Raw genomic sequence first — 10,931 nt, 5'->3', positions numbered from 1 at the left:
GCCTACGCCTCGGCCTTGACCTTACGGCTGCGCACCGCGTACGCGATGCCGGCCGCCACCAGCAGCGTCAGGCCGACGCCGATGATGCCCGCGACACCCACCGGGATGCCGCCGACGTCGCCGTAGTCGGCCAGCGCCCACGTGCCGAACAGATGGTCGGTGGTCTGGTCGATGAATCCCTTGTCCTCGGCCACCCGCTCCAGGCCGTCGGGTGAGGAGGAGGCGAAGAAGGAGACCACGCCCGCCAGGATCAGCGTCACGCCGAGCCCGCCCAGCACGAACGGCCGCACCCCGCCCTTTTCGACGGTCTCCGGCTTTCCGGTGGCCTCCGTGATCGAGCCGTCGGCGCCGCGGAGCACGAGCGGCTTGGCCAGGCCGGCCGCGCCGTACACGAGATCGGGGCGGACCGCCAGGACGGCGCCGACGGTCACCGCGGTGATCAGCCCCTCGCCGATGCCGATCAGGACGTGCACGCCGCCCATCGCGGCGGCCACCGCGCCGACCTCGATCGGCGCGGTGCCGCCGATCGCGAACAGGGCCGTGAACGCCAGCGCCGAGGCGGGCACGGAGACGAGCGCGGCCAGGAACGCGGCGGCCGTGATCGCGCCCTTGCCCGCGGCGAAGCGGGTGACCAGCCGGAAGACGCCCCAGCCGACCAGAACGGTCACGATGCCCATGATGGTGATGTTGACGCCCAGCGCGGTCAGGCCGCCGTCGGCGAAGAACAGGCCCTGGACCAGGAGCACCACGGCCACGCACAGGACACCCGTATAAGGACCGACGAGTATCGCGGCCAGCGCGCCGCCGAGCAGGTGGCCGCTGGTGCCGGCGGCCACCGGGAAGTTCAGCATCTGGACGGCGAAGATGAACGCCGCCACCAGGCCCGCCATGGGCGCCGTCCGGTCGTCGAGCTCGCGCCGGGCGCCGCGCAGGCAGACCGCGACCCCCGCTGCCGCGACGACCCCGGCGGAGATGGACACCGCCGCGTTGAAGAAGCCATCGGGAACGTGCACGACTCCTGCCTCTCAGTAAGGGGGGATAACGTCCTTACGATAAGGCATCGCCTTGCACCTGCACATAGATGGCATTTAGCGAAGAATTCTCCGGAGAATCGCCCGCGGCGTCAGCTTCCGCACCACCGTGCTCAGCCGTCCACGCCCCGAGGTCGCGTACGGCCGCACGCTCCGCAGCACCGCGCCCCGCCACCAGCGCCGCGCCGCCGGCACCCCCACCGCGCCGGTCTCGATGCGGAAGCGCGCGGGCGGCCCGCCGAGCTCCAGCTCCAGGTAGGCGTCCCAGGTGCCCGGCGCGAACCGGCCCACCGCAGGCCGCGCCGCGAAGGCCCCGCCGGGCAGCGCGGTCACGCGCTCGGTCCGCTCGCTGCCCGTACGCCGCTCCTTCCACACCAGCCCGCGTACGGCTCCCGCCTCCACCGCCGACCCGCCGACCGTGATCTCGCCGTCGAGCAGCAGCCGGTGCCCCAGCCCCCAGCGCGTCCTGGTGATGCGGACGCTGCCGGGCACCGCCAGCACGTGCCCGCCGACGTCGAGGCTGAGGTTCCCGTTGTCCCTCGTGAAGTACGGCAGCGCCACCACGTTGCCGATCAGCCGGGGCGACGGCCTGGCCAGACCGCCCTCCCGGTTGGCGCCCAGCCTGCCCAGCCGGGTCACGCCCTCCAGTTCGACCGCGACGTAGGCGTCCCACACGCCCGAGGCGAGCTGGGCGGGGTCGATGCGCACGGTGAACTCGCCGTCCTCGCACTCAGCCGGGATCACCTGCTCGCCGGCCGGGTCGTGCCTGGCCCGCAGGACGACCGAGACGCCGTCGTTGTCGCGCATGCCTTCGAGCCGGGCCGTACCGGTGACCAGCAGCCGCTCGGCCTCCCAGCGCAGCCCGGTCAGCCGCCGCAGCACGGTCGCGCTCTCGATGTCGGCCAGGCGCAGCAGGCGCTCGATGTCGCCGAGGGCGGCCAGGCGCTGGCGGTCGGTGCTGTTGAGCCGCTCGGCCACGCCCGGGGTGAGGTACTCGTCGCAGAGCGCCGCCACCTCGGCCGCGATGTCCTTGCGCTGGACGTCGTCGGCCTCCAGGAACGGCGCGCCGAGCTGGGCGAAGGCGTCGAGCCTGAAATGCCGTCTGAGCAGGTGGTCGCGCAGCGGGCCCGGCTCGATGTGCCGGGTCATGAGCTCGATCGGAGCCCGGATCATCGTGAGCCAGGAGATCGGGTCGCGGCTGCCGGGCTGCTGCATGATGCTGCTGCCGTCGGGGCGGGCGGTGAGGTGGTAGCAGTCGTAGTCGGCGACCACGGAGATCGTCCCGGCGTGGCAGTAGGCGTGCACGGAGAACTGGATGTCCTCGCCGATGAGCTGATCCTCGGCGAAGCGGATCGTGTGACGCTCCAGCATCTCCCTGCGGAACAGCTTGAAGCAGCTCAGGCTGTTGTAGACGGCGCTCTCGCCGAGCTCCACCCGGTCGGCGCTGCGCTGGAACATCGACACCGGCGCCCGCCTGCCATGGCCGACGATGCGGCCCAGGACGATGTCGGAGCCGTTGCGGTCGGCCATCGCGACCATGCGCTCCAGCGCCTCGGCGCCGAGGTAGTCGTCGGCGTCGCAGAAGAAGACGTAGCGGCCGGTGGCGTGCTCCAGGCCGACGTTGCGCGGCTTGCCGGCGCCGCCCGAGCAGGGCTGGTGGACGACCTTCACGATGCTGCGGTGGTAGGTCGCGTAGAGGTCGAGCAGCTCGGCGCTGCCGTCGTCGGAGCCGTCGTCGATGACGACGATCTCCTTCTTCACGCGCTGGATGAGCGCGGAGGTCAGACATCGGTCGAGGTAGGACCGGCAGTTGTGGGCCGGGATGATGACGCTGACGTCCGCCGCATCCTCGTCGCACCCCGTCGTCGTATCAGCCACAGCCGCGCCCCTCAGCCGTCACAATCTGCTTGCACTTCGTTTCAGTATGTGACGAGGAGCGGCTCTCGCGTGGGCGATCGGGCCTCTTGGTGCGCCGTTTTCCTCCGCCGCACCTGGCGAAATTTCCGGCTAAAGCACCTAATGAGCGGCTATGCGGAGCATCGAATTCCGTTCAGGAACGCTCTTCTTCCACCCGGGGGATAAGAACAACCCCGAAGGGAACAGTGCCCTACCCCCTGGCCGCGGCCGTGATCCGCGCTCAAGGCTCGCGCGTCTACACTCAGGCAACCTTGACCGGGAGGTGGCAGGTTATGGGAACCAGTCTCTACAAGCAGCTCGTGGCCCAGGCCAAGGTGCTTTACGCGGCCGAGGACATCCTCACTTCAGCGCGGCTGAAGGAGCTCTACGAGTGTTCGGAACTGCTCCGCCGTACCAGGACCAGGGCTGAGGACATCGTGCTGGAGGCGCGCATGATGCTCGCGGACGCCGAACGCCGGGGCGACCCCGAGCGGATCGTCGCGCTCAGCGCCCAGGTCGACCAGGCGCGCGCCGCCTATGACAAGGTGCTCGACGCCTACGTCACCCTTTGCTGCCGCATCCACGAGGAACGGAAGGCCCTCCTCGACGAAGGCTTGTCAGGAGTTGCCTGACGAGTTAGCGTCAGGCCATGCCTGACTGGAAAGACAAGCTGCACTGCTCCTTCTGCCACAAGAAGAGCACCGAGGTGGCCAAGCTCATCGCCGGGCCCGGGGTCCACATCTGCGACTCGTGCGTGGCCCTGTGCGACCAGATCCTCGAAGAGGAGAAGCTGGCCGAGAGCACCGAGCCGCGGCTGCCCATGTGGGAGACGATGAGCGACGACCAGATCCTCGACCACCTGCCGAAGATCGCAGCCGTCCAGGCCCAGATCAACGACAACATGCGTGACTGGGTAGCGCACCTGCGGGGCCGTAACGTCAGCTGGGAGCGCATCGGCGCCTCCCTCAGCATGACCAAACAGTCCGCCTGGGAAAGATTCAAAGAGCCTTCCGCGTAAACCTCTGTGACTGCTGAGGCGTCTCCCAGCAAAGGGAGGCCCGCATGCGCGTGCTTGACGGCCTCGCGGCACCGGAGCTCAGCGACCTGCAGCTGGAGATGACGCTGATCGCGGTGCTGCACGAAGAGGCAGAACGACTCGCCGCCGAGTGAACGGGCTCCAGCTCCCCGGCCGCCCCGGGGAGCTGGAGCAGGGGGTCAGCGGAGCTGGCAGCCTTGTGGAGCTGGAGCAGGGGGGTCAGCGGAGCTGGCCGCGTACCGCGCCCATCGGGAACCTCTTGTTGTGGACGTTGACGTAGTAGCGGTGCGGCCACCGGTGATGACACCCGCCACCCCTCTGGCGCCGCGGTGGATGTGGGCGGCGGTGGATGTGGGCGGCGGTGGCCGGGCGGATCTTCCTTACGGACAGGGCGTAGCACAGGTGCCACCCGGCCGAACAGCCCACCGAGGCGCCACCGGATCGTGCCGCGGCGAAGCCGTCAGGCGTTGCCCGCGGCCGTGGCGATCACGTCGTTGAGGACCTCGCGGGAGCGGACCAGGTCGGCGATCATCCGGTCGATCCGGTCGCGTTCCAGCGTGAGCTCGTCCACCAGCGCGGGAGTGGCGATGGCGGCAGGACCGCCGTCGGAGTCACGCATACAGGGCAGCACTCGCGCGATCTTCCTGCTGTGCAGCCCCGCGGCGAACAGCTCCTGAATCCGGATGACCCGGTCGACCGCGCTCTCGGGGTAGTCGCGGTGCCCGCCGGGCGTACGGCCGGCCACCAGCAGGCCCTGCTGCTCGTAGTAACGCAGCGACCGCTCGCTCACCCCGGCCCGTCTGGCCAGCTCGCCGATCTTCATCTCCATCCCCCTCCGACCCCGATGGTAGGCCCTGTACACCGAACCAAGCGCTTGCTACGCTCCGCCCATGGTCTCCACGATGGTCTGGGGTACCGGCAATGTCGGCCGCGCGGCCATCCGCGCCGTCGAGGCCAACCCGGATCTCGAACTCGCCGCAGTGATCGTCCACAATCCCGACAAGGTCGGCCACGACGCCGGAGCACTCGCCGGCCTCGGCCGCGACCTCGGCGTCACCGCGAGCGCCGACGCCGAAGCGGCGCTGTCGGCCCGTCCGGACGCCGTCGTGTACGCCGCCTCCGGCGAAATCCGCCCCGACGAGGCGCTCGCCGACATCGTCAAGGCCATCCGAGCCGGCGCCGTCGTCGTCACTCCCTCCCTTTACGCCCTCTACGACCAGCGCAACGCCCCGCCCGAACTACGTGAGCCCGTGCTGTCGGCCATCGCCGAGGGCGGCGGCTCGCTGTTCGTCTCCGGCGTCGACCCCGGCTGGGGCAACGACGTGCTGCCGCTGCTGATCAGCGGCCTCGGCTCCGTCGTGGACGTCATCCGCTGCCAGGAGATCTTCGACTACTCCACCTACGACCAGGAGGACTCCGTCCGCTACCTGGTCGGCATGGGCCAGCCGATGGACTACGAGCCGCCCATGCTCGCGCCCACGATTCCGTCCATGGTCTGGGGCGGGCAGATACGGCTCATGGCCCGCGCCCTCGGCGTAGACCTCGACGAGATCCGCGAGACCGTCGACCGGCGGGCGCTCGACGCGACGGTGAGCACGGTGACGATGGGCAAGTTCGACGCCGGCACCCAGGGCGCGGTCCGCTTCGAGGTCCAGGGCGTCGTCGGCGGCGCGCCCCGCATCGTCATCGAGCACGTCACCCGCATCCACGCCTCCTGCGCTCCCGACTGGCCCACACCGCCGGACGGCGTCGGCGCGCACCGGGTGGTCATCGAGGGCCGCCCGCGGATCGAGGTCACGGTCGAGGCCACCGACGAGGACGGCAACCACTCCGCCGGCGGCAACGCCACCGCCGTCGGCAGGCTGATCGGCGCCATCGACTGGCTTATGGCCGCGGAACCCGGCCTCTACGACGCCCTCGACGTACCCCTGAGGCCCGGAAGGCTGACATGACAACCGACATTCCCGGCGACGCCGCGTCGCCGCCGCGCTCGCGGGCCCGGGGAGGCTGACATGAGGATCGACATTCCCGAGGGCAAGGACGCCATCGAGTACGTCTGGGGCGAGATGGTGCCCGGAATCGGCCCCGCCGCCTCGCACTTCTCGCTGTCGGTGTACGCCCACACCACGCTCGGGCTGCGCGAGTTCGAGGCGGCGCGGCTGCGGATCGCGCAGGTCAACGGCTGTGTCTTCTGCCTCGACTGGCGGACCGAGCGCGACGGGCAGAAGGTCGAGGACACCTTCGCCGACGCCGTGACCGACTGGCGCACCACCGACGCCTTCGACGAGCGCACCCGCCTGGCCGCCGAGTACGCCGAGCGCTACGCCCTCGACCACCACGCGCTCGACGAGGAGTTCTGGGACCGGATGACGGCCCGATACACGCAGCTCGAAATCGTCGAACTGAGCATGAGCATCGGCTCCTGGCTGGCGTTCGGCCGCCTCAACCGGGTGCTCGGCCTCGACACCGTGTGCAAGCTGCCCAGCGGAGCCTCGCCCGCCGGGAAGTGAGCGCAGAAGCCGCGACCTCACCCGGCCCGGCGCCCTCCGCACAGCCGACGACACACGAGCCGCCCAAGCCGGCCACGCGCGAATCCGAGCCCACCACCGAGTGAATCCCGTGCGAGCCCCCGCCCACCGCATCGGCCCGGCGTGAGACGACAGAGCCGACCCGGGGCGGACCCGCCCGCACCTAGTGATGTCAAGGCGCGAATCCGTCGAGAGTGAGGAGTGATACATGTCGGGTGTCTCCCGTCGTGGCTTCATCGCTGGAACCGGTTCTCTCCTGGGCGCCGCGGTCCTGGCCGGTCGCGCCCCCGCGGCCCGCGCCGCCGTCATCACCTCGGGCGAGCGCGTGCCCGCCCTGGTGATCGGCACCGGGTACGGCGGAGCCGTCGCCGCACTTCGCCTGGCAGAGGCGGGCGTGGCCGTACACATGGTGGAAATGGGGATGGCGTGGGACACGCCAGGCCCCGATGGCAAGATCTTCTGCAGCACGCTCTCCCCCGACCAGCGCTCCTACTGGCTGCGCACGCGCACCAAGGCTCCCCTCAACTACTTCCTCGGCTTCCCCATCGACCGCGACATCCCTCGCTACACGGGCATCCTCGACGCCGAGGAGTTCAGCGGCATCACCGTCTACCAGGGTCGCGGCGTCGGCGGCGGCTCACTGGTGAACGGCGGCATGGCCGTGACCCCCAAGCGCGAGAACTTCGCCACGGTGCTTCCCTCGGTGAACGCCGACGAGATGTACGCCACCTACTACCCCCGCGCCAACGCCGGTCTGGGCGTCGGTCTCATCGACCCCGCATGGTTCGACACCACCGCCTGCTACCAGTACTCGCGCGTCGGCCGTAAGCACGCGCAGCGATCCGGATTCCCGTTCGTCTTCGTTCCCGACGTCTACGACTGGGACTACATGAAGCGGGAAGCCGCCGGAACGGCCACCAAGTCAGCCCTGGCCGGAGAGATCCTTTACGGCAACAACCACGGCAAGAAGTCCCTGCAACAGACCTACCTGGCCCGCGCCAAGGCGACCGGCAGGGTCACCATCTCCGCTCTCCACAAGGTCACCTCTGTCACCCCCGCGTCCGGCGGCGGCTACACCGTCGTCATCGACCAGCTCAACACCAGCGGCGCCACCACCGCCACCAAGGCCGTCACCGCCGACCGCGTCTTCTTCGCGGCGGGCAGCGTCGGGACCAGCAAGCTTCTGGTGAAGCTGAAGGCCACCGGCGCGTTACCCAACCTGAACAACGAGATCGGCAAAGGCTGGGGCGACAACGGCAATGTCATGTGCGGCCGCGCCAACCACCTCTGGGACCCGACCGGCAAACTCCAGTCGACGATCCCGTGCTCCGGCATAGACAACTGGTCAGCCGGCGGCGCCTTCGCCGAGGTCGCCCCGCTGCCGACGGGAATCGAAACGTTCGCCTCGTTCTATCTCTCGATCACCAAGAATCCGAACAGAGCCGCCTTCACCTGGAACTCCGCGACGAGCTCGGTGGACCTGAACTGGCAGACATCCTGGAAACAGCCGTCCATCGACATGGCCAAAACGATCTTCGACAAGATCAATGCGAAAGAGGGCACGATCTACCGGACCGACCTGTTCGGCATCTACAAGATCTGGGGCGATCATCTCACGTACCACCCGCTCGGCGGCGCCGTACTCAACAAGGCCACCGACAACTACGGCCGCCTGACCGCCTACCCCGGCCTCTACGTCATCGACGGCGCGCTGATCCCAGGCAACACCAGCGTGAACCCGTTCGTCACCATCACCGCACTGGCCGAACGCAACATCGACACCATCATCGCCACTGACCTCTGATCACCGCCACCCCCGGCCCAGGGTATGAATCTGCAAGATCTCCTGAGCCGGGGGTGTCCGCTTCGCCCTTGACCGGGTCAGCGGATGCCATCATCTTTCCCACCCGCCTCACGAGTCCGCAGGTGAATGGCAAGATGCGCCACATGTGCCATCTGCCCAGAAAGACGTGGCCGCGGCCACTTTTCGGTTAGTGCGCTGTGCGCACGACCTTCGTCGTGAGTTCGAAGATGCGAACGATGTTGCCATCGGTCCCGTCTCGGGTCTGCCCGGTATCCCGAAAGATGATCCAATAGCGGCCCGCGAGGTACTCCCGATGCTCCAGTGCCCCCGGCTGGGTCCTGACGAAAAGGTCGTCGTACGCGTCACGCAGTGAATCGTTTGGGTCTACCCGAAGATAGATTTCTTCCCTATCCCCCATTTGACCATTTTCGCACGTCAGAGCCGGTGCAAGGTCTGCCCGCCGTACATCTTCCTTGGCATTTCCCCTGCGCACCATCCGCAACGCCGACCACGGCCGGGCTCACCCGCCCAATCACCGAAGGGCGGGTGGGCCCTTCCACGCCCGCGGGCCGAAGCCACCGGGGTCCCCATCGCCATGAGAAGCCAACCAAGAGGACTCCTCAGGCGTGCCGCCACCGTACGCGCACCCCCCACCCCCAACCAGACCCAAAACCGGCCCCGGCCTTGACTCCAGCCGAAGCACGCCTACTTTCTATTAAGAAGCTTTCCTAACAGTGCACCCCTTTGGAGCCGGCACATGCGCCTGAGAAAGCACACCGCCCTGTCCGTGGCCACCCTCGTCGCCGCGGCCACCCTCGCCGCCACCGCCACCCCCGCACAAGCCAACCCCGCCAGTTGTACGGCCGGCCGCGAGGGCATCAAGACCGCCTGGGCATACTGCGCCGGCGGCACCGGCGGCTACGGCGTCCGCATCCACGTCACCCACCCCAACCCCCAGGTCGGGTCCTGGAGCGAGGTCGGCCCCTGCGTCACTCCCGGGCAGCGCTCGGAATACACGCCGTACCACAACATCCCCTTCGTAGTGGCGGGGATCGCCTACTGCTGACTCCAAACCCCACCCCGTCAAAAGGGTGGGGCAACACCCTTCACCCGAGGCTCGTCATCCCGTGATGAAGGATGAGGCTTCGGCAATCCATTCCTCGCCCAGCCTCACGTCCGTAGCCAGCTCTATGGCCGTCAAAGCGGCAGCCCAGCAACTCTCACCCTTCCGCCAATCGAAATAGGGAAGGATCTCCCCCACCTGCGGCCACCGTTCCCAGCCCGGCAGCCTCCTCGCCTCTTCTGCGTACATGGCGTCAAAGGACAACACCATTTCGCCGTCGACGGCAAAGCCCACGCTATTAGTACGGTTGACGTTCCAGTAGGCGCTGTAAGCCCGCCCTCCCATGCTGAGGCGAGGAAGCACCGGCGGATAGACACTCCGGAACCCGTTGTACTCGAAGAGAGCGACGTGCCGATCAGAACGATCGACGAGCATCGCCCAAGGCGCGCCATCCGACAGGTGCAGAAACACCCCCTCATGCTCGAAGGTAGCTGTCTCATAAACCGTGTACTGCCCCGTCTCGCTCACCCGCTCCCCGATATCCGCGAGGCTTAGCGGGGACCCATCGTGAGGCACTAGCACTGTCCAGCAGATGGCTTCACCCAGCCAGCTGTTGTCGAGCAATTGCCGGTAGTGCGGATACGCCTGATCAGCAACCACGATGACCTCCTCTGAACCCGACTCCGAGCGAAGATCATCGCAGGCGGCACCGACAGAAAACCGGTGGGCAGGCCTTTCATGACAGGGTGAACCGCCGCCAACTCCCGGATGCTAATCGGGAACTGCCAACTGGTCCGCCTTCTGACCAGCAGGGTCACCGGTCGTACCACGGACCGCGACCGCGATGCCGTCCAGGAACATCCTTAGCCCGAACTCGAATTCCTCTTCGCTCCCCACCCCGGCGATGTCGGTGGCATGCCGCACCATTCGGGGATGGGTCTGCGGGTCGAGGCGTTCATAAAGCGTCTGACGTGCCTGCCGTTCCCCGGGATCGGTGGCGTCAAGATAAAGGTTGAACTGCACAGAACCGATGATCAGTGTGGCCAACGCGCCCGCGGCCGCCGCCGCGCGTCTTGGGCTCAGACCCGCGCCGATGAACCGATCGACCGCGAACTCCACTCCCTGGAGCGAATTCGGACCGAGCCGCTCGGTGCCACGCAGAAGCAGGGCGACAGAGGGATGGCCAAGAAGGAAAGCGCGGAATTCGCGCGCCAGCCATTCCGCCTCCGACCGCCAGTCCAGACCCGGGGGTGGTGGTTGCAGGCCCAGCCGGATGGCCCGGTCGGCCACGATGATCGTCAGCTCGTCCCGGCTGCGGACGTGCCGATAGAGAGAGGACTGGTTGCACCCCAGGTCCTCGGCGAGCCGCCGCATGGTCATCGCCTCGATGCCGTGCTCGTCCAGCAGTCGGAGCGCGGTGTCGGCGATCGCCTCCAGTGACAGCATCCGGTTCCGCCGCGGGCGCGTGGGTGGCTCGCCGCGCGCGAGCCACCAGGACGCGGAGCCCGGCCGGTCCGGCGATGAGATGCGGGCACGGTTCGGTGAGCTGGGCTTCTCTCGTGTCATGTCGAGG

At 68.3% G+C, this 10,931-nt stretch carries 11 protein-coding genes and 1 pseudogene; 6 read left to right on the top strand and 6 right to left on the bottom strand.

All coding sequences use genetic code 11. The annotated features are described in order from the left end of the window. Positions 1 to 2: 2 nt before the first annotated feature. Together ACIBKY_RS00575 and ACIBKY_RS00570 are read right to left on the bottom strand one after the other, a co-directional pair. The gene (locus tag ACIBKY_RS00575; RefSeq protein WP_397093335.1) at positions 3 to 1,013 is read right to left on the bottom strand and encodes an energy-coupling factor ABC transporter permease; all 1,011 of its coding nucleotides are present in this window, start codon (positions 1,011 to 1,013) and stop codon (positions 3 to 5) included. A gap of 75 nt (positions 1,014 to 1,088) precedes the next feature. Next, positions 1,089 to 2,909 carry a glycosyltransferase family 2 protein gene (locus ACIBKY_RS00570; RefSeq protein WP_397093333.1) on the bottom strand — a complete coding sequence of 607 codons (1,821 nt, stop codon included), beginning with the start codon at positions 2,907 to 2,909 and terminating at the stop codon, positions 1,089 to 1,091. 311 nt (positions 2,910 to 3,220) lie between these two features. Between ACIBKY_RS00570 and ACIBKY_RS00565 the strand changes: the two genes are divergently transcribed. Both ACIBKY_RS00565 and ACIBKY_RS00560 read left to right on the top strand, forming a co-directional pair. Beyond that, positions 3,221 to 3,559, top strand: a complete 339-nt coding sequence (locus ACIBKY_RS00565; protein WP_397093332.1) for a hypothetical protein — start codon at positions 3,221 to 3,223, stop codon at positions 3,557 to 3,559. A 17-nt stretch (positions 3,560 to 3,576) separates the two neighbouring features. Continuing rightward, positions 3,577 to 3,945: a ClpX C4-type zinc finger protein gene (locus ACIBKY_RS00560; RefSeq protein ID WP_397093330.1), complete on the top strand. Its 369-nt coding sequence runs from the start codon at positions 3,577 to 3,579 to the stop codon at positions 3,943 to 3,945. A gap of 237 nt (positions 3,946 to 4,182) precedes the next feature. On the opposite strand, the pseudogene ACIBKY_RS00555 reads toward ACIBKY_RS00560, so the two are convergent. Together ACIBKY_RS00555 and ACIBKY_RS00550 are read right to left on the bottom strand one after the other, a co-directional pair. Further along, positions 4,183 to 4,395: pseudogene (locus ACIBKY_RS00555) on the bottom strand (CHRD domain-containing protein); the annotation flags it as partial. Between the two features lie 28 nt (positions 4,396 to 4,423). Further along, entirely contained in the window at positions 4,424 to 4,786 is a 363-nt protein-coding gene (locus tag ACIBKY_RS00550) for a MerR family transcriptional regulator (protein WP_397093329.1), read from the bottom strand. Between the two features lie 67 nt (positions 4,787 to 4,853). Here ACIBKY_RS00550 and ACIBKY_RS00545 point away from each other — a divergent pair, with 67 nt between their 5' ends. The 4 genes from ACIBKY_RS00545 (at position 4,854) to ACIBKY_RS00530 (ending at position 9,361) form a co-directional block, all read left to right on the top strand. Then, positions 4,854 to 5,915 (top strand): dihydrodipicolinate reductase, encoded by a 1,062-nt coding sequence (locus ACIBKY_RS00545; RefSeq protein ID WP_397093327.1) that lies wholly within the window; start codon positions 4,854 to 4,856, stop codon positions 5,913 to 5,915. A gap of 60 nt (positions 5,916 to 5,975) precedes the next feature. Then, entirely contained in the window at positions 5,976 to 6,473 is a 498-nt protein-coding gene (locus tag ACIBKY_RS00540) for a carboxymuconolactone decarboxylase family protein (RefSeq protein WP_397093326.1), read from the top strand. A gap of 226 nt (positions 6,474 to 6,699) precedes the next feature. Then, positions 6,700 to 8,295: a GMC oxidoreductase gene (locus ACIBKY_RS00535; RefSeq protein ID WP_397093324.1), complete on the top strand. Its 1,596-nt coding sequence runs from the start codon at positions 6,700 to 6,702 to the stop codon at positions 8,293 to 8,295. A 757-nt stretch (positions 8,296 to 9,052) separates the two neighbouring features. Next, a complete protein-coding gene (locus ACIBKY_RS00530; RefSeq protein WP_397093322.1) occupies positions 9,053 to 9,361 on the top strand; it encodes a hypothetical protein in 309 nt (102 codons plus the stop codon). Between the two features lie 54 nt (positions 9,362 to 9,415). On the opposite strand, the gene ACIBKY_RS00525 is transcribed toward ACIBKY_RS00530, so the two are convergent. Next, positions 9,416 to 10,018 carry a hypothetical protein gene (locus ACIBKY_RS00525; RefSeq protein ID WP_397093320.1) on the bottom strand — a complete coding sequence of 201 codons (603 nt, stop codon included), beginning with the start codon at positions 10,016 to 10,018 and terminating at the stop codon, positions 9,416 to 9,418. Positions 10,019 to 10,129: 111 nt separating this feature from the next. Further along, on the bottom strand, positions 10,130 to 10,804 hold the full coding sequence (locus tag ACIBKY_RS00520) for a TetR/AcrR family transcriptional regulator C-terminal domain-containing protein (protein WP_397093318.1): 675 nt from the start codon (positions 10,802 to 10,804) through the stop codon (positions 10,130 to 10,132). Positions 10,805 to 10,931 lie beyond the last annotated feature (127 nt).

The organism is Nonomuraea sp. NPDC050394, assembly GCF_044459065.1.
Classification (GTDB): Bacteria; Actinomycetota; Actinomycetes; order Streptosporangiales; family Streptosporangiaceae; genus Nonomuraea.
The sequence above is the reverse complement of the archived record's forward strand: the minus strand, read 5'-3'. Positions and strand labels throughout refer to the sequence as shown.